The organism is Streptomyces sp. NPDC034086 (genome assembly GCF_055575515.1).
Genome location: NZ_JBVISM010000003.1, coordinates 349,445 through 372,464, shown reverse-complemented (window position 1 = coordinate 372,464; position 23,020 = coordinate 349,445). Strand labels below are relative to the sequence as shown.

21 protein-coding genes are annotated in these 23,020 nt (G+C 74.6%); 9 read left to right on the top strand and 12 right to left on the bottom strand.

Annotation, left to right across the window (positions count from 1 at the left end):
* Window positions 1-26 precede the first annotated feature (26 nt).
* The 3 genes from ACZ514_RS11645 to ACZ514_RS11635 are packed head-to-tail and all read left to right on the top strand — an operon-like array spanning window position 27 to window position 2,615.
* A complete protein-coding gene (locus tag ACZ514_RS11645; RefSeq protein WP_469124619.1) occupies window positions 27-695 on the top strand; it encodes a DUF5819 family protein in 669 nt (222 codons plus the stop codon).
* Window positions 680-1,864, top strand: coding sequence for an HTTM domain-containing protein (locus ACZ514_RS11640; protein WP_468698605.1), 1,185 nt, complete (start codon window positions 680-682; stop codon window positions 1,862-1,864). Before ACZ514_RS11645 ends, ACZ514_RS11640 begins: the two co-directional genes overlap by 16 nt.
* Window positions 1,857-2,615, top strand: coding sequence for a TrmH family RNA methyltransferase (locus ACZ514_RS11635; protein WP_468163955.1), 759 nt, complete (start codon window positions 1,857-1,859; stop codon window positions 2,613-2,615). The genes ACZ514_RS11640 and ACZ514_RS11635 overlap by 8 nt, the downstream gene beginning before the upstream one ends.
* 70 nt (window positions 2,616-2,685) lie before the next feature.
* On the opposite strand, the gene paaN is transcribed toward ACZ514_RS11635, so the two are convergent.
* Window positions 2,686-4,368 carry a phenylacetic acid degradation protein PaaN gene (gene paaN / locus ACZ514_RS11630; protein WP_469124618.1) on the bottom strand — a complete coding sequence of 561 codons (1,683 nt, stop codon included), beginning with the start codon at window positions 4,366-4,368 and terminating at the stop codon, window positions 2,686-2,688.
* A 167-nt stretch (window positions 4,369-4,535) separates the two neighbouring features.
* Between paaN and ACZ514_RS11625 the strand changes: the two genes are divergently transcribed.
* Together ACZ514_RS11625 and ACZ514_RS11620 are read left to right on the top strand one after the other, a co-directional pair.
* Window positions 4,536-6,062 (top strand): 3-hydroxyacyl-CoA dehydrogenase, encoded by a 1,527-nt coding sequence (locus ACZ514_RS11625; protein WP_469124617.1) that lies wholly within the window; start codon window positions 4,536-4,538, stop codon window positions 6,060-6,062.
* Complete coding sequence (locus ACZ514_RS11620; RefSeq protein WP_468163949.1) at window positions 6,059-6,652, top strand: TetR/AcrR family transcriptional regulator; 594 nt, start codon at window positions 6,059-6,061, stop codon at window positions 6,650-6,652. Before ACZ514_RS11625 ends, ACZ514_RS11620 begins: the two co-directional genes overlap by 4 nt.
* An 87-nt stretch (window positions 6,653-6,739) precedes the next feature.
* Here ACZ514_RS11620 and ACZ514_RS11615 read toward each other — a convergent pair whose 3' ends face one another.
* Window positions 6,740-7,294 (bottom strand): Lrp/AsnC family transcriptional regulator, encoded by a 555-nt coding sequence (locus ACZ514_RS11615; RefSeq protein WP_468163947.1) that lies wholly within the window; start codon window positions 7,292-7,294, stop codon window positions 6,740-6,742.
* Window positions 7,295-7,470: 176 nt separating this feature from the next.
* On the opposite strand from ACZ514_RS11615, the gene pdhA reads away from it, so the two are divergent.
* The 3 genes from pdhA to ACZ514_RS11600 are packed head-to-tail and all read left to right on the top strand — an operon-like array spanning window position 7,471 to window position 10,948.
* Complete coding sequence (gene pdhA, locus ACZ514_RS11610; protein WP_468163945.1) at window positions 7,471-8,604, top strand: pyruvate dehydrogenase (acetyl-transferring) E1 component subunit alpha; 1,134 nt, start codon at window positions 7,471-7,473, stop codon at window positions 8,602-8,604.
* Window positions 8,604-9,602 (top strand): alpha-ketoacid dehydrogenase subunit beta, encoded by a 999-nt coding sequence (locus ACZ514_RS11605; protein ID WP_468163943.1) that lies wholly within the window; start codon window positions 8,604-8,606, stop codon window positions 9,600-9,602. Before pdhA ends, ACZ514_RS11605 begins: the two co-directional genes overlap by 1 nt.
* On the top strand, window positions 9,602-10,948 hold the full coding sequence (locus ACZ514_RS11600; RefSeq protein ID WP_469124616.1) for a dihydrolipoamide acetyltransferase family protein: 1,347 nt from the start codon (window positions 9,602-9,604) through the stop codon (window positions 10,946-10,948). Before ACZ514_RS11605 ends, ACZ514_RS11600 begins: the two co-directional genes overlap by 1 nt.
* 97 nt (window positions 10,949-11,045) lie before the next feature.
* Here ACZ514_RS11600 and ACZ514_RS11595 read toward each other — a convergent pair whose 3' ends face one another.
* Entirely contained in the window at window positions 11,046-12,158 is a 1,113-nt protein-coding gene (locus ACZ514_RS11595; protein ID WP_469124615.1) for an FAD-dependent monooxygenase, read from the bottom strand.
* A 93-nt stretch (window positions 12,159-12,251) separates the two neighbouring features.
* Here ACZ514_RS11595 and ACZ514_RS11590 point away from each other — a divergent pair, with 93 nt between their 5' ends.
* Window positions 12,252-12,809, top strand: coding sequence for a TetR/AcrR family transcriptional regulator (locus ACZ514_RS11590; RefSeq protein WP_468163937.1), 558 nt, complete (start codon window positions 12,252-12,254; stop codon window positions 12,807-12,809).
* A 31-nt stretch (window positions 12,810-12,840) separates the two neighbouring features.
* Here ACZ514_RS11590 and ACZ514_RS11585 read toward each other — a convergent pair whose 3' ends face one another.
* The 9 genes from ACZ514_RS11585 to ACZ514_RS11545 all read right to left on the bottom strand — a co-directional run bounded on the left by ACZ514_RS11585 (window position 12,841) and on the right by ACZ514_RS11545 (window position 22,910).
* Entirely contained in the window at window positions 12,841-13,818 is a 978-nt protein-coding gene (locus ACZ514_RS11585; protein WP_469124614.1) for an NAD(P)H-quinone oxidoreductase, read from the bottom strand.
* Between the two features lie 19 nt (window positions 13,819-13,837).
* Window positions 13,838-14,938 (bottom strand): potassium channel family protein, encoded by a 1,101-nt coding sequence (locus tag ACZ514_RS11580; protein WP_468163933.1) that lies wholly within the window; start codon window positions 14,936-14,938, stop codon window positions 13,838-13,840.
* On the bottom strand, window positions 14,926-16,218 hold the full coding sequence (locus ACZ514_RS11575; RefSeq protein WP_468163931.1) for a molybdopterin molybdotransferase MoeA: 1,293 nt from the start codon (window positions 16,216-16,218) through the stop codon (window positions 14,926-14,928). Before ACZ514_RS11575 ends, ACZ514_RS11580 begins: the two co-directional genes overlap by 13 nt.
* Complete coding sequence (locus ACZ514_RS11570; RefSeq protein ID WP_468163929.1) at window positions 16,215-17,093, bottom strand: NTP transferase domain-containing protein; 879 nt, start codon at window positions 17,091-17,093, stop codon at window positions 16,215-16,217. The genes ACZ514_RS11575 and ACZ514_RS11570 overlap by 4 nt, the downstream gene beginning before the upstream one ends.
* A gap of 187 nt (window positions 17,094-17,280) precedes the next feature.
* On the bottom strand, window positions 17,281-17,823 hold the full coding sequence (locus ACZ514_RS11565; RefSeq protein ID WP_468163927.1) for a bacterial proteasome activator family protein: 543 nt from the start codon (window positions 17,821-17,823) through the stop codon (window positions 17,281-17,283).
* 82 nt (window positions 17,824-17,905) lie between these two features.
* Window positions 17,906-20,659, bottom strand: coding sequence for an FtsX-like permease family protein (locus ACZ514_RS11560; protein ID WP_469124695.1), 2,754 nt, complete (start codon window positions 20,657-20,659; stop codon window positions 17,906-17,908).
* 101 nt (window positions 20,660-20,760) lie between these two features.
* Window positions 20,761-21,516, bottom strand: a complete 756-nt coding sequence (locus tag ACZ514_RS11555) for an ABC transporter ATP-binding protein (protein WP_468163925.1) — start codon at window positions 21,514-21,516, stop codon at window positions 20,761-20,763.
* 25 nt (window positions 21,517-21,541) lie between these two features.
* On the bottom strand, window positions 21,542-22,294 hold the full coding sequence (locus ACZ514_RS11550; RefSeq protein WP_469124613.1) for a PadR family transcriptional regulator: 753 nt from the start codon (window positions 22,292-22,294) through the stop codon (window positions 21,542-21,544).
* Between the two features lie 94 nt (window positions 22,295-22,388).
* On the bottom strand, window positions 22,389-22,910 hold the full coding sequence (locus ACZ514_RS11545) for a hypothetical protein (protein ID WP_469124612.1): 522 nt from the start codon (window positions 22,908-22,910) through the stop codon (window positions 22,389-22,391).
* Window positions 22,911-23,020 lie beyond the last annotated feature (110 nt).

Here is a 23,020-nt window from a genome sequence, read left to right as displayed (position 1 = left end):
GAGCACTTCCGCCGACCGCAGCGGCGGTGCCCGCGGCCCCGTCGCGCGCGCCCGGGCTGGCCGGCCTCTCCGCCCCCCACCGGGTCCTGGCGGCGCTGGCCGCGGCGGCCCTGGGCGTCGGCGCCTGCCTGCACCTGGGGCTGGTCTTCCTGCACGTCGCGCCGTCCAACACCGTCAGCAAGCAGCACGCGCGGCTCGTGGACGGCTGGATCTATCCCGAGTTCGAACAGAACTGGAAGCTGTTCGCGCCCAACCCGCTCCAGCAGAACATCGCCGTCGAGGTCCGCGCCCAGGTCCGCACCGCCGACGGCGCCCTGGTCACCCGCGACTGGCGCGACCTGTCCGCCGAGGACGGTGCGGCGATCCGGCACGGCCTGCTGCCGAGCCACACCGAGCAGAACGAACTGCGCAGGGCGTGGGACTTCTTCACCGGCTCCCACGACGAGGACAACAAGCCCGACGGCGAGCGCGGGGAGCTGTCCGAGCAGTACCTGAAGCGGATCGCCCTGGCCCGGCTGACGGCCGGGCGGCCCGCCGGGACACCGGCCGCCGAGCCCGCCGGGACGCCCGGCGGCGGGCGGATCGTACGGATCCAGCTGCGCTCGGCGACGCGGTCCGTGGCCGCGCCGCCCTGGAGCGAGGAGAAGACCGACACCCAGACGTACTACCGGGAGCTGCCGTGGTGGAACGTGTGACGGGCGCCCTCGCGGGGGCGGTCGCCAAGGCCACCGGACAGGCACTGGGCCCGTACCAGAGCGCCGTCGTGCGCATCGGCTTCGCCGCGACCTGGCTGTTCTTCCTGCTGCGGGAGTTCCCCAACCGGCACGAGCTGTACGGGCCCGACGGACCGTGGAGCTGGCAGCTGGCCGAGCGGCTGATCGCCTCGAACCGCGCCTTCACGGTGCTGATGTGGTCGGACTCCGCGCTGTGGTTCGAGACCGTGTACGCGCTCTCCGTGCTCGCGAGCGCGCTGCTGCTGCTGGGCTGGCGGACGCGGGCGACGTCGGTCCTCTTCATGGTCGGGGTGCTGTCGCTGCAGAACCGCAGCGTCTTCATGGGCGACGGCGGGGACAACGTCATCCACCTGATGGCCGTCTACCTCGTGCTGACGCGCTGCGCCCAGGTCTGGTCGCTGGACGCGCGCCGGGCCCGGCTGCGCGGTTCGGCCACGGCCGGGGCGGCGGGGCCGGTGCTGTGGACGGTGCTGGGAGCCCTGTTCGCGTACGGGGCGCTCGCCGGACACCTCGGCGCGCCCTGGCTGGCCGCCTTCTCGGTGCTGTGGACGGGAACGGCGCTGTGGTGGCTGGCCGACCGCCACGCACCGCAGGGCGAGCGGCGGGCGACGCTCGACGTCCTCGCGAACCTGCTGCACAACGCCGGGATGCTGGTGATCGCGGCGGAGGTCTGCCTGATCTACGCGACCGCCGGCTGGTACAAGATCCAGGGCTCGCGGTGGCAGGACGGGACCGCCCTGTACTACCCGCTCCGCCTCGACTACTTCACCCCCTGGCCCTGGCTGTCGGACGTGATGGCGGGCAGCGGACTGGTGGTGATGCTGCTGACGTACGGGACCGTCGCGGTGCAGGTGGCCTTCCCGTTCGCGCTGTTCAACCGACGGGTCAAGAACGTGCTGCTGGCCGTGATGATGCTGGAGCACGCCGGGATCGCGGTGCTGCTGGGGCTGCCGTTCTTCTCGCTCGCGATGATCGCCGCCGACGCGGTGTTCCTGCCCACGGGACTGCTCGTGTGGACCGGTGCGCGCGTGGCCGGGGCGTGGGCGGCGGCCCGGGCGCGGGCGGCGGGCGGGGCCGTGCCCTTCGCGGCGGCTCCGGCGGCGGGCGTCGTAGGGTCGGGGCATGAGTGAGCGGCAGGGTTCCGGTGAGGTCCAGCGGGAGTGGCGGGAGTGCGCCGACCGGGGTGACGTGGTGCTGCTCGACGGGTTCCACGCGCTGAAGCACGCCCTGCGCTTCGGCGCCGAGGTGCTGGCGGTGGTCGCCGACGACCCCGGGGCCGTACGGGAACTCGCCGCCGGGCTCGCCCCGGACGTGGAACCGGAGGTGGCCCGGCTGGTACGGCGGGCCCCGCTCGGGGAACTGCTGCCCCGCGTGCACCCCACCGGGGTCGCCGCGCTCGCCGTACGCCCCGGCCGGGAGGCGGGACGCGCCGCGCTGGCGAGGACGCCCCGGACGGCCCCCGTCGTGCTGCTGGACCATCCGCGCAACCTGGGCAACGTCGGCGCCGTGGTCCGCCTCGCCGCCGGCTTCGGGGCCACCGGCGTAGTGACCCGGGGCGACCTGGACCCCTGGCACCCGAACGTGGTCCGGGCCGGGGCCGGGCTGCACTACGCGACCACCGTGGACCGGATGGAGCTGGAGGAGCTGCCCGCCGGGCCGGTGTACGCGCTCGACCCGGAGGGCGAGGACATCCGCGCCCTCACGCTCCCGGACGACGCCCTGCTCGCCTTCGGCTCCGAGCGCCACGGCATCTCGCCCGAGCTGCGGGCGCGCGCCGACCACCTGGTCTCCCTGCCGATGCGTCCCCAGGTCTCCAGCTACAACCTCGCCACCAGCGTGGCCATGACCCTCTTCCACTGGGGCGGCCCCGCCGCCCGGTGACAGCGGGGCGCGGCGCCGCGTACGGGCCCGGCCGGCGGGCGGGCCCGTACGCGGTGGCCGGCGGTCGCCGTCAGGCCTGGCGGCGGACCTCCACCACGCGGAAGCGGTTCGCGACGAACGCCCCGTCGCACAGCGCGGCGTTGGCCGCCGGGTTCCCGCCGGAGCCGTGGAAGTCGGAGAAGGCCGCGGTCTGGTTGACGAAGACCCCGCCGGTCAGGTTCAGCGACAGCTGCGCCGACTCCTCCAGGCAGACCTCCTCCACGGCCCGCTCGGTGTCCGCGGAGGTGGTGTACGCCCCCACGGTCATGGCGCCCTTCTCCCGCACCGTACGGCGCAGCAGGTCGAGGGCGTCCGCGGTGGAGTCCACCGCCACCGCGAAGGAGACCGGGCCGAAGCACTCGGAGAGGTAGGCCGCCTCCGGGTCGGGCTTCCCGGCGTCGAGCTTCACGATCACCGGGGTGCGCACGACCGCGTCGGGGAACTCCGGGTTCGCCACCTCGCGGGAGGCCAGCGCGACCTCGCCGAGACCGGCCGCCGCCTCCAGCCGGGCCTTGACGTCCGGGTTCACCAGCGCGCCCAGCAGCGCGTTGGCGCGTGCGTCGTCGCCGAGCAGGCCGCCGACCGAGGCGGAGAGGTCGGCCACGACCTCGTCGTACGACTTGTGGCCGGCGTCCGTCGCGATGCCGTCGCGGGGGATCAGCAGGTTCTGCGGGGTGGTGCACATCTGGCCGCTGTACAGCGACAGCGAGAACGCCAGGTTGGACAGCATCCCCTTGTAGTCGTCGGTGGAGTCGACGACGACGGTGTTGACGCCCGCCTTCTCCGTGTAGACCTGGGCCTGGCGGGCGTTGGTCTCCAGCCAGTCGCCGAACTCGGTCGACCCGGTGTAGTCGATGATCTTGATCTCCGGGCGGACGGCCAGCGTCTTGGCGATGCCCTCGCCCGGCCGCTCGACGGCCAGGGCGACCAGGTTCGGGTCGAAGCCCGCCTCGGCCAGGACCTCGCGGGCCACCTTCACGGTCAGCGCCAGCGGCAGCACGGCGCGCGGGTGCGGCTTGACCAGGACGGCGTTGCCGGTGGCGAGGGAGGCGAACAGGCCGGGGTAGCCGTTCCAGGTGGGGAAGGTGTTGCAGCCGATCATCAGCGCGATGCCGCGCGGCACGGCCGTGAAGGTCTTGCCGAGCTCCAGCGGGTCCTTCTTGCCCTGCGGCTTGGACCAGGCGGCCCGCCCGGGAACCCGGGTCTGCTCCTCGTACGCGTACGCCACGGCCTCCAGGCCGCGGTCCTGCGCGTGGGGGCCGCCGGCCTGGAAGGCCATCATGAAGGCCTGGCCGCTGGTGTGCATGACCGCGTGCGCGAACTCGTGCGTCCGCGCGCCGATGCGGGCCAGGATCTCGATGCAGACCAGGGCCCGCGTCTCCGGTCCGGCGTCGCGCCAGGCGCCCATGCCGGCCCGCATCGCGGGCAGCAGCACGTCCGGGTCCACGTGCGGGTACTCCACGCCCAGCTCCGGGCCGAACGGCGAGACCTCGCCGCCCGCCCAGCCGTCGGTGCCGGGCTGCCCGAGGTCGAAGCGGGAGCCGCGAACGGCCTCGAAGGCGGCGAGCCCGTCGGCCGGGGCGCCCTCCCCGTAGGCCTTGGGGTGCTCGGGGTGCGGGGACCAGTAGGCGCGGCTGCGGATGGCATCCAGCGCCTGGTCCAGGGTGGTCCGGTGCTTCTCGGTCAGCTGGGGGACGGTGAGCTCGGCGGCCATCAGGGACCAACTCCTCGTTGAGCCGGGCGGGATCAGGCTGGTTCGCAGACTGGGATCGGGCGGGGGCGGGTGAAGAAGAGCAGACTGGAGTTAGAGTAACCGAACGATCGGTCGGTACAAGAGGGCCCGGCGGACCTGTGGACAACCGCGTGCGGGAGGATCAGGACATGACAGCAATCGAGCGGGCCCGCACCGTGGCGGTCATCGGCGCCGGGACCATGGGCCAGGGCATCGCGCAGGTCGCCCTCCTCGCGGGTCATCCCGTACGCCTCTACGACTCCGCGCCCGAGCGGGCCCGCGAGGCCGTCCGGACCGTGGCCGGCCGGGTCGAGCGGCTGGTCGCCAAGGGCCGGCTCGACCGGGCCGAGGCCGACGAGGCCGTCCGCCGGCTCGATTGCGCCGACGCCCTGACCGGGCTCGCCGGCGCCGCCCTGGTGATCGAGGCGATCGTCGAGGACGTGGCCGTCAAGCGCGCGCTGTTCACGGCCCTCGAAGCGGTGGTTCCGCAGGACGCGCTGCTCGCGACCAACACCTCCTCCCTCTCCGTCACCGAGCTCGCCGCCGGTCTCGCGCACCCCGGGCGCTTCCTCGGCCTGCACTTCTTCAACCCGGCCCCGCTGCTCCCCCTCGTCGAGGTGATCAGCGGCCACGCGACCGACCCGGCCGCCGCCGAGTGCGCGTACCGCACCGTCCTGGGCTGGGGGAAGACGCCGGTCCGCTGCGCCGACACCCCGGGGTTCATCGTCAACCGGATCGCCCGCCCCTTCTACGCCGAGGCCTTCGCGGTGTACGAGGAGCAGGGCGCCGACCCCGCCACCATCGACGCGGTCCTGCGCGAGAGCGGCGGCTTCCGGATGGGCCCCTTCGAGCTGACCGACCTGATCGGCCAGGACGTCAACGAGGCCGTCACCCGCTCCGTCTGGGACTCCTTCTTCCGCAGCCCCAAGTTCACCCCCTCGCTCGCCCAGCGCCGGCTGGTCCAGTCGGGCCGTCTCGGCCGCAAGACAGGACACGGCTGGTTCCCGTACGCCGGGGACGCGCAGCCGCCCGCCCCGCACACGGCGGGCCCCGAGGAGGCGCCGGAGAAGGTCACCGTCGTCGGTGACCTCGGCCCGGCCGCCGCCCTGGCGGACCTCATGGAGGAGGCCGGCATCCCGGTCACCACCACCGGGCACGGGGGCCCGTACATCCAGCTGCCCGGCGAGGGCCAGCTGGTGCTCGCGGACGGCAAGACCTCGGTCGAGTTCACCGACGTCGTCTACTTCGACCTCGCCCTCGACTACCGCCGGGCCACCCGGATCGCGCTGTCCGCCGGCGAGGACACCACCGGACGCACCCTCGCCGAGGCGATCGGGCTCTTCCAGAAGCTCGGCAAGGAGGTCTCCGTCATCGGTGACGTCCCCGGCATGATCGTCGCCCGGACCGTCGCGATGCTGATCGACCTCACCGCCGACGCTGTGGCGCGCGGGGTGGCCTCCGCCGAGGACATCGACACCGCGATGCGGCTCGGCGTCAACTACCCGCTGGGCCCGTCCGAATGGCACGCGCGGCTCGGCCGCGACTGGGCGTACGACCTGCTGCACCACCTCGACGAACGCTGCCCGGGCGGGCGTTACGCCCCCTCGTTGGCCCTGTTCAAGCTGGGCTACGCCGCCGGTGAGGACGAGGACGGGGACGGGGAGGGCGCCGCGTGACCACGGCCAGGCGGGACACCTACACCCCGGAGACGCTCCTGTCCGTCGCCGTCCAGGTCTTCAACGAGCGCGGTTACGACGGCACCTCGATGGAGCACCTCTCCAAGGCGGCCGGCATCTCCAAGTCCTCGATCTACCACCACGTCGCGGGCAAGGAGGAGCTGCTCCACCGCGCCGTCAGCCGGGCCCTGGACGGCCTCTTCGCGATCCTGGAGGAGCCGGGCGCCGTACGGGGCCGCGCGGTCACCCGGGTCGAGTACGTCACCCGCCGCACGGTCGAGGTCCTGGTCGCGGAACTGCCGTACGTCACCCTCCTGCTGCGGGTGCGCGGCAACACCCGCACCGAGCGCTGGGCGCTGGAGCGGCGCCGCGAGTTCGACCACCAGGTCGCGGAGCTCCTCAAGGCCGCCGCCCACGAGGGGGACCTGCGCGCCGACGTGGACATCCGGCTCGCCACCCGCCTGCTGTTCGGGATGGTGAACTCGCTGGTCGAGTGGTACCGCCCGCACCCGGGCACCACCCCCGACCAGCTCGCGGACGCGGTGGTCAGCATGGCCCTGGACGGCCTGCGCACGACCCCGGCCGCGTAGTACGGCCGGCGGCCCGGCCCGGTGGCCCCGGCCGCGCGGGTGCGGGGCCGGGGCGGACGCGCGTCCTGCCGTGGAGCGAGGGGCCGGTCAGTCCTCGGCCAGGGCCGGGCCGCCGGGCGGTCCGGGGTCCAGCAGATCCGTTTCCTCGAACACCAGCAGCGTTCGCGTCGACAGCACCTCCGGGATGGCCTGGAGCCGGGTCAGCACCAGCTCCCGCAGGGTGCGGTTGTCCGGGGTGTGGACCAGCAGCAGGACGTCGAAATCCCCGCTGACCAGGGCGATGTGCGCCGCGCCCGGAAGCTCGCGCAGCTTCTCGCGCACCGTCCGCCAGGAGTTCTGGACGATCTTCAGCGTGATGTACGCCGAAGCGCCCTGGCCCGCCCGCTCGTGGTTGACCCGGGCCGTGAAGCCGCGGATCACCCCGTCGTCGATCAGCCGGTTGATCCGCGCGTAGGCATTGGCGCGCGAGACGTGCACCTGTTCCGCCACCGACCGTATCGACGCCCGGCCGTCCGCCTGGAGCAACCGCATGATCGAACGGTCGATGGGGTCCAGGGGGCGGGGCGGGACGGGCGGGCCCGACGGTGCGCCCCCCGGTGGGACCGGTGCGGAACCCGCTCCGGCCATTTGTTCATCCGGCATTGCCCCCTGCCTCCCTCTCCTGGACGTCCTGCACCCATCCCAGGGCCCCGGCGCCACTTTGTCCACAGCCTGGAGCCGCCTGTAGCCAAATTGCGCCAACGACCGAACAATCGGTTGGTGAGGCGCCTCACACGTGGCGTCCCCTGCCCGCTTCCCACGAGGAGGTGTACGCCGCCATGACGGTCCAAGAGCTGCCCGGTGCCGGTGCGTCGCACCAGGTCACCCCGCCGCCCGCCTGGAGGCCCCGTACGGAAGCCGCCCCGCTGCTTCCGGACCCCGAGCCCTACCGGGTGCTGGGCACTCCGGCGGCGGAGGGGCTCGACCCCGCCCTGATGCGCCGGTACTACACCGAGCTGGTGCGGGGACGCCGGTACAACGCGCAGGCCACCGCGCTGACCCGGCAGGGCCGTCTCGCCGTGTACCCCTCCACCGTCGGGCAGGAGGCCGCCGAGGTCGCGGCCGCCCTGGTCCTCGAGGAGCAGGACTGGCTCTTCCCGAGCTACCGCGACACCCTCGCCGCCGTGGCGCGCGGACTGGACCCCGTCCAGGCGCTGACGCTGCTGCGCGGCGACTGGCACACCGGGTACGACCCCCGCGAGCACCGCATAGCCCCCCTGTGCACCCCCCTCGCCACCCAGCTGCCGCACGCGGTCGGCCTGGCGCACGCCGCGCGGCTGCGCGGTGACGAGGTCGTCGCGCTCGCCATGGTCGGCGACGGCGGCACCAGCGAGGGCGACTTCCACGAGGCGCTGAACTTCGCCGCCGTGTGGCAGGCCCCGGTGGTCTTCCTCGTCCAGAACAACGGCTTCGCGATCTCCGTACCGCTCGCCAAGCAGACCGCCGCTCCCACGCTGGCCCACAAGGCCGTGGGCTACGGGATGCCCGGCCGGCTGGTCGACGGCAACGACGTCGCCGCCATGCACGAGGTCCTCACCGAGGCGGTGAAGCGGGCCCGCTCGGGCGGCGGGCCGACCCTGATCGAGGCCGTCACCTACCGGATGGAGGCCCACACGAACGCGGACGACGCCACCCGGTACCGCACGGACGCCGAGGTCGAGGCCTGGAAGGCGCACGACCCGGTGGACCTGCTGGAGCGCGAGCTGACCGCGCGCGGGATCCTGGACGCCGAGGGCGTCCAGGAGGCGCGCGACGCGGCCGAGGCGATGGCGGCGGACCTGCGCGAGCGGATGAACGCCGACCCCGTCGTCGACCCGATGGACCTGTTCGCGCACGTCTACGCGGAGCAGACCGGCCGGCTGCGCGAGCAGGCCGCCGTGCTCCGCGCCGAGCTGGAAGCGGAGGGAGAGTGATGACGACCGTTGCCGCGAAGCCCGCGACGATGGCGCAGGCGCTCACCCGTGCCATGCGCGACGCGATGGCCGATGACCCCACCGTCCACGTGATGGGCGAGGACGTCGGCGCGCTCGGCGGTGTCTTCCGCATCACCGACGGGCTCGTGAAGGAGTTCGGCGAGGACCGCGTCACGGACACCCCGCTCGCCGAGGCCGGGATCCTGGGCACCGCCGTCGGCATGGCCATGTACGGGCTGCGGCCGGTCGTGGAGATGCAGTTCGACGCGTTCGCCTACCCGGCCTTCGAGCAGCTCCTCTCGCACGTGGCGAAGATGCGCAACCGCACCCGGGGCGCGATGCCGCTCCCGATCACCATCCGCGTGCCGTACGGCGGCGGGATCGGCGGCGTCGAGCACCACTGCGACTCCTCCGAGGCCTACTACACGGCCACCCCGGGGCTCACCGTCGTGACCCCGGCGACGGTCGAGGACGCGTACGGGCTGCTGCGCGCGTCGATCGCGAGTGACGACCCGGTGGTCTTCCTGGAGCCGAAGCGGCTCTACTGGTCCAAGGCGCAGTGGTCGCCGGAGGCGCCCGCGGCCGTCCCGGGCATCGGGCAGGCCCTGGTGCGCAGGGCCGGCACGAGCGCCACCCTGATCACGTACGGTCCCTCGCTGCCGGTCTGCCTGGAGGCGGCCGAGGCGGCCCGCGAGGAGGGCTGGGACCTGGAGGTCGTGGACCTGCGCTCGCTCGTCCCCTTCGACGAGGAGACCGTCGTCGCCTCCGTACGCCGCACCGGGCGCGCGGTGGTGGTCCACGAGGCCGGCGGCTTCGGCGGGCCGGGCGCGGAGATCGCCGCCCGGGTGACGGAGCGCTGCTTCCACCACCTGGAGGCGCCGGTGCTGCGGGTGACGGGCTTCGACATCCCGTACCCGCCGCCGATGCTGGAGAAGTACCACCTGCCCGGTGTGGAGCGGATCCTGGACGCCGTGGCCCGCCTGCAGTGGGAGAGCTGATGCCGCAGGTATTCGAGTTCAGGCTGCCCGACCTCGGCGAGGGGCTGACCGAGGCGGAGATCGTGCGCTGGCTGGTGGCCGTGGGCGACGTCGTCGCCATCGACCAGCCGGTCGTCGAGGTCGAGACGGCCAAGGCGATGGTGGAGGTGCCCTGCCCGTACGGCGGCGTGGTCACCGCCCGGTTCGGCGAGGAGGGTGAGGAGCTGCCGGTCGGCGCTCCGCTGATCACCGTGGCGGTGGGTGCGGAGCCGGCGTCCGCCGGCGCAGCGCAGGCCGCGGGAGCGGATGCCGAGGCCTCTGCCGACGCGCCCCGGCCGTTGATCGGGTACGGCTCGGACCACGCGCGCCCGGCGCGTCGGCGGCGGGTGCGACCCGTCACCGCCGCGGTGTCGGCGCCGGCGCCCGTCCCGGTTCCGGCGCCCGTCCCGGTCGCTGTGGCACCGGTCGCGGCGGCCGCCCCGGTGGTGTCCGCCGGGCCCGTGCCCGTGATCTCGCCGCTGGTGCGCAAGCTGGCCCGGGACAACGGGGTCGACCTGCGGTCGCTGCGCGGATCGGGGCCGGAGGGCCTGATCCTGCGGGCCGACGTGGAGGCCGCGCTGCGGGCCCCCGAGCCCGTGGCCGTGCCCGCCGTTACCGCCGCGCCCGTGTCGGCGCCGGCGGGGGAGCGGATCCCGCTCAAGGGGCTGCGGGGGGCGGTGGCGGAGAAGCTCTCGCGCAGCCGGCGCGAGATCCCCGAGGCCACCTGCTGGGTCGACGCGGACGCCACCGAGCTGATGGCTGCGCGGGCCGCGATGAACGCCGTGGACGGCCCCCGGATCTCGGTGCTGGCGCTGCTGGCCCGGATCTGCACGGCCGGGCTCGCCCGGTACCCGGAGCTCAACTCCACCGTGGACCTCGCGGCCAACGAGATCGTCCGGCTCCCGGCCGTGCACCTGGGCTTCGCCGCGCAGACCGACCGCGGGCTGATGGTCCCGGTGGTCCGGGACGCCCACACGCGCAGCCCGGAGTCCCTGTCGGCGGAGTTCGCCCGGCTGACCGAGCTGGCCCGGGCGGGGAAGCTCGCCCCCTCGGACCTGACCGGCGGCACGTTCACCCTGAACAACTACGGGGTGTTCGGCGTGGACGGCTCCACGCCGATCATCAACCACCCCGAGGCGGCCATGCTCGGTGTGGGCCGGATCATCCCGAAGCCGTGGGTGCACCGGGGCGAGCTGGCCGTCCGCCAGGTCGTGCAGCTGTCCCTCACCTTCGACCACCGGGTCTGCGACGGCGGCACGGCGGGCGGCTTCCTGCGGTACGTGGCCGACTGCGTCGAGAACCCGGCGGTGCTGCTGCGCGGCCTCTAGGCCGACGGGCCCGAGGCCCGGACCGCGGCGCCACGGCCCGGGCCTGCGGAGCCCGTCGGGCCGGCGGAGCCCGCCCGGGCCGGAGGCGGTGTCCGGTTCAGCGGGCCGCCGGGAGGGCCGGGGCGGTCCAGGCGGTGTGCCGCAGCATCGCGCGGACGCTCGCCCCGGAGGGGGCCAGCCGCAGCGCCGTGTTGCGGGCGCTCACCGCGAGGGGGTGGGCCAGCCGGTGGCCCAGCCGGCCGGCCCGGCGGGCCGCCCGGGCCACCGCGTCGGCCCGCGGCCGCCGCACGGCGTCGTAGCGGGCCAGGGCCGTCTCCACCGACGGCCCGGTGGCCAGCTCCGCCGCCAGCACCACCGCGTCCTCCAGCGCCTGGCAGGCCCCCTGGCCGAGGTTCGGGGTCATCGCGTGCGCGGCGTCCCCGAGCAGCGCCACCCGCCCGACGGCGTACGCGGGCAGCGGGGTCACCAGCTCGTGGACGTCATGGTGCAGCACGTCCTCGGGCCGGGTCGCCGCCAGCAGCTCCGGCACCGGGCTGTGCCAGCGTCCGAAGCGGTGCCCGAGCGCCGCGAGCGGGTCCGCGGGCCGCAGGCCCGGCGGCGCCGCGAGCACGGCGTGCCATTCGGCGCGGCCGTCCGCGAACGCGATGTGCCCGAACTCCGCCCCCCGGCCCCAGGTCAGTGCGAAGTCGCTGTCCGTCCGCACGGGTGCCCGGGTGATGGCGCGCAGCACCGTGGACCCGCTGTAGCGCGGGCCCGGGTGACCGGGGAAGAGCCGCGCGCGGATGCCGCTGCGCACCCCGTCGGCGGCCACGACCAGGTCCGCGCCCGGACGGGCGGGTGTCCCGTCGAGGGTGCCCACGCCCGTCCGCAGGCAGGACGGCGGCAGGGCCTCGCGCAGCAGCCGGTGCAGGGCGGCGCGCGGCAGGCCGGTCATCAGGACGGCCTCCCCGTCCAGGCGGGAGAGCCACCGCCCGTCCGGAGTGCGGGTCCCGCCGGTGTACTGGCGGCGCGCGGCCCTCCGTACGTCCGGGCCGACGCCCAGCGCGTCCAGCGCGCGGATCCCGTTGGCGGCGAGGGAGATCCCGGCCCCCGCGTCGTCGAGCACGGGGGAGCGTTCCAGCACGGTGACGTCCCAGCCGGTGCGGTGCAGTCCGATCGCCGCCGCCAGTCCGCCGATGCCCCCGCCGATGACCAGTGCCGTCCGGCTCATCACACGCCTCATTTCTACACCTGTAGAAGCCTTGGGGACGCAGCGTACCCGGGGCCTTCTACAGCTGTAGAAGCAGGGGTGTACAAAGAGGGGGTGAGCGAAGAACGACGAACCCTGCTGGCCGACGCCGCCATCGAGGTCCTGGCCGACCAGGGCATGCGCGGGCTGACCCACCGGGCCGTGGACCGGGCGGCCGGGCTGCCGCCGGGCACCACCTCGGCCTACCTGCGCACCCGGGCCGCCCTGCTGACCGCGCTCGTACGCCGCCTCGTGGCCCGGGACCAGGCCGAACTCCAGGCCGCCGGGGAGCGGACCCCGCTCCCCCGCACCCCGGCCGAACTGGCCGACGCGCTCGCCGCGCTGACCACCGCCCGGCTCACGGGGGAAGGACGCCGGCGGTCCCTGGCCCGCTACGCCTGCGCCCTGGAGAGCGTCCGCGACCCGGAGCTGCGCGAGATCCTCGTCCCCCGCGAGAACGCCGGACGCGACACCGTACGGGCCTTCCTGGCCGCGTACGGCGTCCCCGACCCGGAGGCCCGCACGCTCACCCTGCTGGCCTGCGTGGACGGCCTGGTCCTCGACCGCCTGCCGACCGGCGACGAGGTTCCCCGCGAAGCCCTGGAAGGGCTCGTCGCGGCGGCCCTGCGCTGAAGCCGCGGTGCGGATCCGGGGCGGTGCGGCGTCAGACCGTCAGGAGCAGCTTGCCCACGTGGCTACTGGCCTCCATGACCCGGTGGGCCTCGGCCGCCTCCGCCATCGGGTACGCCGCGTGGACCACCGGGCGGACCCGGCCGGCGGTGATCAGGGGCCACACGTGCTCCCCCACGGCCGCCATGATGGCCGCCTTCTCCTCCAGCGGGCGGGTGCGCAGCGTGGTCGCCGTGATCGCCGCCCGCTTGGCCAGCAGGGTGCGCAGGTCCAGCTCCGCCTTGACCCCGCCCTGGAGGCCGATCACCGCGAGCCGGCCGTTCACGGCCAGTGCGTCCAGGTTCCGCGCCAGGTACTTGGCGCCGATGATGTCCAGGATCACGTCCGCCCCGGCCCCGCCGGTCGCGGCCCGCAGCTCCTCCACGAAGTCCTGCTCGCGGTAGTCGATCAGGATGTCCGCGCCCAGTTCCGCGCAGCGTGCCAGCTTCTCCCGGCCGCCCGCCGTCACCGCCACCCGCGCGCCGACGGCCTTGCCCAGCTGGACGGCCATGGTGCCGATCCCGCTGGAGCCGCCGTGCACCAGCAGGGTCTCGCCCGGACGCAGCCCGGCCACCATGAAGACGTTGGACCAGACCGTCGCGACGACCTCCGGCAGCGCGGCCGCCGTCACCAGGTCCACCCCCTTGGGCACCGGCAGCAGCTGCCCCGCCGGGACGGCCACCCGCTCGGCGTACCCGCCGCCGGACAGCAGGGCGCACACCTCGTCACCCACCGCCCAGCCGGAGACGCCCGGCCCGAGTGCGACGACGCGCCCGGAGCACTCCAGGCCGGGATGGACGGAGGCGCCCGGCGGGGGGTCGTAGAAGCCCTGCCGTTGCAGGACGTCGGCGCGGTTCACGGCACTCGCCGCGACCTCGACGAGCACCTCCCCCTCGCCCGCCACCGGATCGGGTACTTCGGCCCAGACCAGGGCCTCGGGGCCGCCGGGCCGCTCGATCGTGATCGCATGCATGGCGCGGAATCTACCGGGCCTACTCCACCGGGCCCAGGGTGACCTGCGGACCGGCCGGGGGTACCGCCCGCACGATGGTGATCACGCGGTCGGTCAGCTGGAGCGGGCTCGCGTGCGGGTCGTCGTACGGGAGCAGCCGGTGGCCGCGCAGGACGCTGACGACGAGGTCACCGGTGTCGCGGACGCTGCGGCCCGCCTCGGCCTTGGTGACGGGCCGTTCGATCAGGTCCAGGCCGCTGCCCTGCTGGATGAGGTCCTCCATCACGGTGCCCGCGCTGGGGCTGAGCACCGACAGGCCCAGCAGCCGTCCCGCCGCGCTGGCGCTGGTGATGACCGCGTCCGCGCCGGACTGCTTCAGCAGCGGTGCGTTCTCCTCCTCGCGCACCGCCGCCACGATCTTGGCACCCCGGTTGAGCTGCCGGGCCGTCAGGGTGACCAGAACGGCGGTGTCGTCGCGCTGGGTGGCGATGATGATCTGACGGGCCTTCTGGAGTTCGGCCCGCAGGAGTACTTCCGAGCGGGTGGCGTCGCCGACGACGCCGGTGAACCCCTCGGAGTTGGCGATGTCGATCACCTTGGCACTGGGGTCCACGATGACGACCTGCTCCCTCGGGAGGCCGGTCGCCAGCAGCGTCTGCAGGGCGGAACGGCCCTTGGTGCCGAAGCCGACGACGACCGTGTGCTCACGCAAGTTCTTCCTCCAGCGGTTGAGCCGCCACTCTTCGCGGGTCCGTTCGGTCAGGACCTCCAGGGTGGTCCCGACCAGGATGATCAGGAACAGCACGCGCAGCGGGGTGATCAGCAGGACGTTGACCAGCCGCGCGCTGTCGCTGTGGGGGACGATGTCGCCGTAGCCCGTGGTCGACAGGGTCACGGTCGCGTAGTAGACGCTGTCGAGGAGGTCGACCTTCCCGTTGGCGTTGTCGTGGTAGCCCTCGCGGTCCAGCCAGACGATCAGCACCGTCAGGCACAGGACGAAGAGGGCCATCAGCAGGCGCCGGGAGACCTGCCGCAGCGGTTGTTCGACGACCCGCTTGGGGAGTTTGACGCGGCGTGAGGCGAGCTTCTCGTCGGCGCCCCGCGCCATGGCGTCATGGCCGTGGAGTTTCACGTGAAACATCCTCCCGCAGCCCAGGGCAGATCGAGGATCTCGAGGTCCTGCCCCGACCGGGCCCCGTGCGGCGGTACGACGGCCAGCGCGTCGGCGCCCGCCACCCCGCGCAGCATCGCGGGGCCGTTGTAGCGCAGCGGTACGGCGTGTTCGTCGGTCAGCAGCACCGGCACCAGCCGGGTGTCGTACGGGTGGCCGGGCACGTCGCCCTCCACCGGCACCGTGTAGCGGGGCCGCTGGCGGCGGCCGGCGAGGGCGCGCAGCAGCGGTTCGGCGAGGGTGAGCAGCCCGGACACGGCGGCGAGCGGATTGCCGGGCAGGCCCACCACGTGCCGGGCCTCCTCCCGCTCGCCGAGACGGGCCAGCACCATCGGATGCCCGGGGCGCACGGCGACCCCGTCCACGAGCAGTTCGGCCCCGGCGCGCTCGAGCACGGGGTGGACGTGGTCGACGGGGCCGGAGGCGGTGCCGCCGGTGGTGACGACGACGTCGGCGGTGGAGCCGGTGACCGCCTCCAGCAGGGCCTCGGCCCCGGCCGGGTCGTCGCCGAGCCGGCGCGTGCCGGTGACCTCGGCGCCGAGGCGGGTGAGCCAGGGGCCGAGCATGGGGCTGAGGGCGTCCCGGATCAGGCCGTCGTGCGGGCGCCCCTCGGTGAGCAGTTCGTCTCCGAGGACCAGGATCTCCACGCGGGGCCGGGGCCGGGTGACCAGCTCGTCGTACCCGGCGGCGGCGGCGAGGCCGAGCACGGCCGGGGTGACGAGCGAGCCGACGGGCAGCAGCAGGTCGCCCGAGCGGCACTCCTGGCCGCGCGGCCGGATGTCCTGCCCGGTGGTGACGGGCCGGTCGGCGTACAGCTGGGTGCCGGACTCGCGGGCGTGCTCGCTGCGGATCACGGCGGTGGTGTCGACGGGGACACGGGCGCCGGTGGCGATCCGTACGGCTTCCCCGTCGGCGAGCGGCGCGGGCGGCTCGTTCCCGGCGAGGATCCCTTCACCGGGCAGGACGCGCCAGGGGCCGGGGCCCGCGACGGCCCAGCCGTCCATGGCCGAGGTGTCGAAGGACGGCAGGTCGCTGAGGGCCTCCAGGGGCGCGGTCAGCACCTCGCCGAGCGCGTCCGCGAAGGACACCCGGTGGGTGCGGGCGGGCACGGCGGTGCCCGCCCGTGCGGCGGTCTCGCGGGCGCGCAGCCAGGGGGCCGCGCGGTGGCCGCCGGCGCCGCCGGGGTCGGGGTGGCGGCTGACCAGGGCGAGGGCCTCGTCCAGGGCGCCGTCGGCGTCGGTACGGGTCATCCGGAGCCGGTCTCCTCGGGGTGGGGGTTCTGGGCCTCGGCGGCCCAGCGCAGTGCCAGGTCGGCGGCCTTGCGGGAGGCTTCCGCGACGGCCTGGACGGGGTCGGCGCCGGAGGCCTCGGCGCGGGCGGCCGCGTAGCCGACGAGGAACGTCGTCAGCGGGGCCGCGGGCCGGGCCACGCCGTGGGCGGCGTCACGGGCGAGGTCGAGCAGGGTCGCGACGTCGACGGTGACGTCGTCGATCCCGAGTTCGGTCTTGGCGGCGGTGATCCAATGCTCCAGCACGTTCCCATGCTCCCTGATCCGGGCGCGGGCCGCTGCCAGGTCTTCCCAGGTGTCGCAGTCGAAGGAGGCCAGGGGTGCGGCGGAGGTCATCCGGGTCAGGTCGAGTTCGGCGGTGAGGGCCCGCAGTGGGAGGCCGTGCAGGGTGCCGTGCTCGGTGGCGAGCAGGGCGATCTCACGGCGCAGGGGCTCGGTGCGGTAGGCGGCGACGAGGGGCTGGTCGCGGCCGTCCGCGTCCCGCAGCAGGGCGCCGTCACCCGGGCCGTCGGCGGCGGCCCCGAGCAGGGCCCGGACGGTGTCCCGGTCCAGGAAGGGCAGATCGGCGGAGAGCACGAGGACCAGTCCGGCGGTGGTCCGGCGGATCCCGGCGTCCAGCGCGGCCACGGGGCCGCCGCCGGGCGGGTCCTCGCGGGTCCAGAGCACGGGGCGGGCCGTCGCCGTCCGGGCGCCGACCACGACGGTCCGGGCGGCGTCCGCGCAGGCCGCCAGGACGCGGTCGAGGAGGGTGCGGCCGCCGACGTGGAGGGTGGGCTTGTCCGCCCCGCCGAGACGCCGGGCGGCGCCGCCGGCGAGGACGATGGCGTCGTAGCTCATGCCCCTGAGTATGCGCGGCCCATCTCGCGCGGGTCACCGCCCACTTGGGTGCGGCCGGACTCCCGCCCCGCGAGGACCGCCCGGGAACGGACGCGGGCCCCGTCCGGCGGTGGCCGGACGGAGCCCGTGGCAGCGGCGGGGCGGCCGGTACGGTGCCCCGGCCGGCACCGCGCGAGCGGTGCGGGGATCAGAGATAAGGGCCGGAGCGGACCGCGCCGTGGGGGCCGTCCTCGCCGTCCTCGTCGTGCGAGCCGCCCGGCGGGAGGGCCCGGCGCATCTGTTCCAGCTGGGCCCGCGCCGCCATCTGCTGCGCGAACAGAGCCGTCTGGATGCCGTGGAAGAGGCCTTCCAGCCAGCCCACCAACTGTGCCTGCGCGATGCGCAGTTCCGCCTCCGAGGGAACCGTCTCCTCGGTGAACGGCAGGGAGAGCCGCTCCAGTTCCTCGACCAGCTCCGGCGCGAGGCCGTCTTCGAGTTCCTTCACCGACGCCGCGTGGATGTCCTTCAGACGGACCCGGCTGGCCTCGTCCAGAGGTGCGGCGCGCACTTCTTCCAGAAGTTGCTTGATCATGCTGCCGATGCGCATGACCTTGGCGGGCTGTTCGACCATCTCCGTCACCGGGACCTCGCGCGACTCGTCATCGGTGCCGCCGACCGCCATCCCGTCCTGGCCCACGATCAGCACGTGCGGGGGGCTGTCCTGCGACCGTTCACTCCTCGGCATCTCCATGCCGTCATTCTCTCGCACACCTGCGTCTCCCCACGGTGTGCCCCCGTACGGGCGTGATCCACCCTGTACGGGGGCGGTGACCTCAGCCGGCCGCCCGCCGGGCCAGCGCCCCGCTCGACCTGGTGACCAGCGTGGCCAGCAGCGCCGCGCCCAGCGGGACGAGGACCAGCAGGCCGGCCAGCGTCTCCCACGGCACCGCGATCGGTACGTACAGCTCGGTGTCGAGCGCCGAGACGTTGCCCGCTTCGATGCCGTACCGGATGAGCCGCAGCTCCTCCCGTTCCTGGGTGAGCCGCAGCCCGACCGCCGGCAGGATTCCGGCCGCGGAACCGAGGACCACGCCCATCAGGGCCACGACCCCGCACTGGAAGCCGCTGAGCGTCCGCCGTACGCGCGGGGCCGCGCCGACCGCCGCGAGGGTCTTCAGGTCGGCCTCCGAGTCGGCCTGGGCCAGGCCCGTCGCGATACCGGCGGCACCGATGGTGACCAGGCCCGCGAACAGGCCGAGGATGAGCAGCCCCAGGGTGTGCTGCTCCTGGTAGCCCTCCTCCAGACCGAGTTCGGCGTCGGCGCCCATCCGGTCGATCTCCCCGTCCATCCGCTGCCGTTCCTCGGTGGCCGCCTTGCGGTCGAGGCTGAAGTACGAGCCGACGGGGGCCGTCGTGAACCCCGCGGCGCGGGCGGCGGCGGGCGGCAGGACCAGTTCGACGCCCCAGGCCGTGGCGGTGTCGGGCGCCTGGTGGACGGCGAGGACCTTGTCCTGGCCGGGCGGTTCGGCGCGCCGCTCCGCGGCCTTCTCGGCGGCGGCCGTCTCGGTGACGACCCGCAGGGTGACCTTCCCGTCCTTGACCTGGTTCCGGTTGAAGGAGACGGGCCGGCCCTCCTTCAGCGCGGCCGCGGAGCCCGCGTCGGTGACCGCCAGGACCTGCAGCAGCCTCTCGTCGGCGACGACGGTCTGGAAGGGGGTGCGGAAACGCTTCTCCGCGCAGCGCGGGTCCTGCCGCAGCTCTCGCAGCCGGTCCGGCGGGAAGGAGGCCGCCCCGTGCTCGGCTTCGGAGATCGGACAGCGCTGTTCCTTCGGGACGATGACCTCGACCCGTCCGCACGCCTGTGCCGCGCCGCTGGGGGAGCAGTTCGGGTTGCCCACGACCAGCCGGTCCACATCGGCCCGTACCGCCACGGGCAGGGTCTTGGAGAGGGTGTCGCGCAGGGCCGGTACGTCCTTGTGGCCGCTGTTGTCCCGGGTCGTCAGATATCCGGCCCCGGTGGGGAGTTCGGCGACGTACTCGTGCCGGTACTGGACGTCACGGCTGTGCTGGTAGGTCGAGACCGCCACCGTCCCCGCGACGGCGGCCAGCACGGCCGCCACCGCCGGGGCCGTGCGCCCCCGGTTGCGGACGGCGTCGCGCAGGGCGAGCCGGGGCGACAGCGGCAGCCATCGCCCGAGCCGTCCGAACACGCCGACCAGCAGCGGAGTGAGGGCGACGACGCCGAGCTCGGCGAGCGCACTGCCGCCCATCACGAAGGTGGTGCTGACCCGGTAGCGGCTCCCGTACACCACGATCACCGTGCCGCCGGCGATGGCGAGCACCCCGATGAGGGGCAGTACCCGGCCGGTGCGGCGCACCCCGCGCCGGCCGGTGAGGGAGGACAGCACCGTCTGCCGGGAGGCGGTGACGGCGGGGGCGACCGCGGCCAGCAGGCCGGTCACCACGGCGAGCAGGGCGATGCCCAGCAGTTCCAGCGGGCGCGCCTCGAAGCCGCCGAAGCGGGCGCCCAGCTTCTCCTCCAGCAGCGGCCGCAGTCCGAGCGTGAGGGCCACGCCGGTCAGCGTGCCGATGACCGCGGCCACCGCGCCGAGCACGATGCCGCCGGAGAGGACGACGGCCCGGACGTGCCGCCGGTCGCCGCCGTTGGCGCCGACCAGTCCCAGCTGGCGGCGTGAGCGCCGGGCGCCGACCGCGAAGGCGGGTCCGGCGAGGAGGCAGATCTCCAGCATGGCGAGGCCGACGACGGTGACGAGCACGGACCGCTCGGTCACCCCGCCCGCCTCCGGCAGGGTGAACTGCTCCTTCGGCTGCTGCGTGAACAGCGGTACCTCGGAATCGGCCGGCGGGTGCAGGGCGACGGCGCGGGAAAGGACGAGTGCGCCCCGCTTGTTGGCCTCCGTGACCATGTTCCACGTGAAACCATCGCCGCCCACCGAGACGAGGTAGGAGGACCGGGGAGTGATCCCGGGTGCTCCGGTGGCCTTGAGCGCCTTGTCGAGCGGATCGAGCAGGGTGCCCGGCAGGGCGAGCAGTTCGGGATGCAGGAGCTTGTCCGGGACCTCGTACGCACCCACGATCCGGTACGGCACCGGGGAGCCGCGCGGGGTCGTGGAGGAGCCCACGGACAGGCCCGAGGCCTTCAGGAAGGCATGGGTGGCGATGACCTCGCCCGGGCCCTCGGGCAGGCGCCCCGGGCCGAGCGTGATCAGGCCCCGGGTCAGGGGGTCGCGCACGTTCAGCTCGCGCAGGTCGGTCGCCAGCAGTCCGTGCGCGGTCTGCGTCTTGGCGAAGCCCCTGCTGTCCTCGACGGCCCGCACTCCGGGCGGGAGCGCCGACTTCAGCGGCTGCCGGTCCTCCTCCCGGCCGGGCCGGTACTTGTCGTAGCCGCCGACCGGCGCGTACTGCTCGCCGTTGGGGTGCTGGTAGATGGCCGCGTCCAGTCCGGAGGGGCTGATCCGGGCGTCGGCGGCGCCGATCTCGCGGGTCAGCAGCTGGTCGGTGGAGAGCTGGGCACTGCGGAAGGTGAGGTCGATGGCGCTCATCCCGATGACGGGCAGGGCGAGCATCGCGAGGACGAGGGCGCTGCGGCCCTTGGCGCGCCACGCGTCGCGGCGGGCGATGCGCAGGGCGGCGATCCAGGAGTGGTACCAGGCGGTGAGGGGGAAGGTCACAGGCCGGCCGTCCGCCCGGAGAGCAGCGAATCGGCCTGGCTGCGCAGGGTCTCGTCGACGACGCTGCCGTCGCGCAGGAAGACGACCCGGTCCGCCCAGGCGGCGAAGCGGGGTTCGTGCGTGACGAGGACCCCGGCCGCGCCCGCGTCGCAGCGCGCGCGCAGCAGCGCGAGCACGGACTCGCCGGTCTCGGAGTCGAGGGCACCGGTGGGCTCGTCGGCGAGGACCAGGCGGCGTTCGCCGACCAGGGCGCGGGCGATGGCCACGCGCTGCTGCTGGCCGCCGGACATCTCGTCGGGGAAGCGGTCGGCGACCTGCGGCAGGCGTATCTCGTTCAACGCGGCGAGGGCCGCGCGGCGCGCCTTCCGGGCGGAGGTCCCGTCGAGTTCGAGGGGCAGGGCCACGTTCTCGGCGGCGGTGAGGGCCGGGATCAGGTTGTAGTCCTGGAAGACGTAGCCGATGCTGCGCCGGCGCAGTGCGGCCAGCTGCCTGCGGGAGGCGGTGGTGATGTCGACGCCCTCGACCAGGACGCTGCCGCTGGTGGGGGTGTCGAGTCCGCCCGCGAGCGTGAGCAGCGTGGACTTGCCGGAGCCGGAGGGGCCCATGACGGCGATGAGTTCGCCGGGGTGGACGGCGAGGTCGACGCCGCGCAGGGCGTGCACCTCCGTGGCGCCGCTGCCGTGGGTGCGTACGAGGCGGTTCAGCTGGAGGACGGGGTGTGAGCCGTGGTGGTGCTGGTGTGGGCCGGGCATGAGGGATCCCCCCTGGGATGTTCGTTCAGCCGCGCCGCGTGCGGGCGGCGGGGCTGGTGGGGCTGGTGGCGCCGGTGGCGCCCGGGCTGCCGGCGGCCGAGGACACCGCGGGCCCCGCGCCGGACGCGCTGCCGACGCCGGTCGGGCCGGAGGCGCTGCCGACGCCGGACGCGCTGCCGACGCCGGACGGGCCCGGTGTTTCGGGTCCCCGGCCGGCCGTGTCCGCCGGGCCGAGCGCGGCCAGCCGGACGAGCCGGGACTCGCAGTGGTCGAGCCAGCGCGCCTCCGCCTCGGTCTGGAAGATCAGCTGCTCCAGGACCAGCAGCCAGGCCAGGTCGTCGCGTTCGCGCGCCTGCCCGCTCTCGATGGCGCCGAGGGCCCGGGCCTTGAGCCGGGTGTAGTCCTGCATCGCCTTGAGGGTGGCGTGCCGCTGGGCCTGGATGACGGCGCGGATGTCCACGCCGGGCGCGCCCACGGCCATGGCGAGTTTGATGGACAGCTCGTCACGGGGCGGGTTGGTGCGGTCGACGGGGCGCTCGTACCAGTCGCGCAGTTCGGCGAGGCCGCCTTCGGTGATGGCGTAGAGGGTGTGGCCGGCCTCGTCCTCGCCGCCGGGGGCGACGAGTCCGTCGCGCTCCAGACGGGCCAGGGTCGTGTAGACCTGCCCGACGTTGAGCGGCCAGGTGGAGCCGGTGCGGGATTCGAATTCGGTACGCAGCTGGGAGCCGTAGCGGGGGCCCCGTTCCAGCAGCGCGAGAAGGCCGTGACGGATCGACATACTCAGTATGTATACCGAGTATGCTCGCTGGTGCAAGCGTGCCCGGAAGTCAACTCGCCGCCCCGCCCGCCCCGAACGGCCCGGCGGGGACCCGCTACCGGCCCCGCCGCAGCCGCATGCCCATGTACCCGAGGCCCAGCCCCATCAGGGCCAGCCCGGTGCCCAGCGGGAGGAGGTCCGCGGCCAGGTCGGCAGCCCGTTCGTTCTGGTCGGTGCCCAGCGCGGTGAGGGGGACCGCCGGGCTCGGGGCCGCGCTCGGCGGCGGCGTGGCCCGCCCCGGCCGCTCGGGCAGGGGGCGTGCCGCGGGGACCCGGTGCGCCGGGCGGACCGGGCGCACCGGACGGGAGGCGGTGGTGGAGCCGGGGCCGGCCGGCTCGTCGGCGGGCCGCCCGGGGTGCTCCCGCCCGACCCCCGCGGGGCTGCCGGCGAGCTCCTCGTGCGCTTCCTCGGGCACTTCGTCCGCCCGGCCGGGGAATCCCGGCGCGGAGACGGCCGGCACGGCGGCGGCCGGCACGGCGACGGCCGGGGCGGCGCTCGCGGGCGCGGTGGCCAGCAGCGCGGCGGCGGCCAGCGAGGCCCCTGCGGTCCAGTTCGACAGGCGGAGGCGTGGAGTCACGGGGTGCCCCTCCCCTTCCATGCGGCCCGGACGCCCGATGCCGGACGTCGCACTCAGGCTTGCATAGTGGGGCGAAGCGGGCATTCCGGGTGGCCCGTCAGGGTGCCCGG

What these genes read in the sequence shown, in the direction of transcription:
- ACZ514_RS11560 (WP_469124695.1), bottom strand. Translation starts at nt 20,659, where the DNA reads ATGCTCGCCCTGCCCGTCATCGGGATGAGCGCCATCGACCTCACCTTC.
- ACZ514_RS11595 (WP_469124615.1), bottom strand. Translation starts at nt 12,158, where the DNA reads ATGAGCCGGACGGCACTGGTCATCGGCGGGGGCATCGGCGGACTGGCG.
- ACZ514_RS11600 (WP_469124616.1), top strand. Translation starts at nt 9,602, where the DNA reads ATGCCGCAGGTATTCGAGTTCAGGCTGCCCGACCTCGGCGAGGGGCTG.
- ACZ514_RS11625 (WP_469124617.1), top strand. Translation starts at nt 4,536, where the DNA reads ATGACAGCAATCGAGCGGGCCCGCACCGTGGCGGTCATCGGCGCCGGG.
- ACZ514_RS11550 (WP_469124613.1), bottom strand. Translation starts at nt 22,294, where the DNA reads ATGTCGATCCGTCACGGCCTTCTCGCGCTGCTGGAACGGGGCCCCCGC.
- ACZ514_RS11570 (WP_468163929.1), bottom strand. Translation starts at nt 17,093, where the DNA reads ATGAGCTACGACGCCATCGTCCTCGCCGGCGGCGCCGCCCGGCGTCTC.
- pdhA (WP_468163945.1), top strand. Translation starts at nt 7,471, where the DNA reads ATGACGGTCCAAGAGCTGCCCGGTGCCGGTGCGTCGCACCAGGTCACC.
- ACZ514_RS11615 (WP_468163947.1), bottom strand. Translation starts at nt 7,294, where the DNA reads ATGCCGGATGAACAAATGGCCGGAGCGGGTTCCGCACCGGTCCCACCG.
- ACZ514_RS11605 (WP_468163943.1), top strand. Translation starts at nt 8,604, where the DNA reads ATGACGACCGTTGCCGCGAAGCCCGCGACGATGGCGCAGGCGCTCACC.
- ACZ514_RS11565 (WP_468163927.1), bottom strand. Translation starts at nt 17,823, where the DNA reads ATGGAGATGCCGAGGAGTGAACGGTCGCAGGACAGCCCCCCGCACGTG.
- ACZ514_RS11575 (WP_468163931.1), bottom strand. Translation starts at nt 16,218, where the DNA reads ATGACCCGTACCGACGCCGACGGCGCCCTGGACGAGGCCCTCGCCCTG.
- ACZ514_RS11635 (WP_468163955.1), top strand. Translation starts at nt 1,857, where the DNA reads ATGAGTGAGCGGCAGGGTTCCGGTGAGGTCCAGCGGGAGTGGCGGGAG.
- paaN (WP_469124618.1), bottom strand. Translation starts at nt 4,368, where the DNA reads ATGGCCGCCGAGCTCACCGTCCCCCAGCTGACCGAGAAGCACCGGACC.
- ACZ514_RS11580 (WP_468163933.1), bottom strand. Translation starts at nt 14,938, where the DNA reads ATGTTTCACGTGAAACTCCACGGCCATGACGCCATGGCGCGGGGCGCC.
- ACZ514_RS11585 (WP_469124614.1), bottom strand. Translation starts at nt 13,818, where the DNA reads ATGCATGCGATCACGATCGAGCGGCCCGGCGGCCCCGAGGCCCTGGTC.
- ACZ514_RS11555 (WP_468163925.1), bottom strand. Translation starts at nt 21,516, where the DNA reads ATGCCCGGCCCACACCAGCACCACCACGGCTCACACCCCGTCCTCCAG.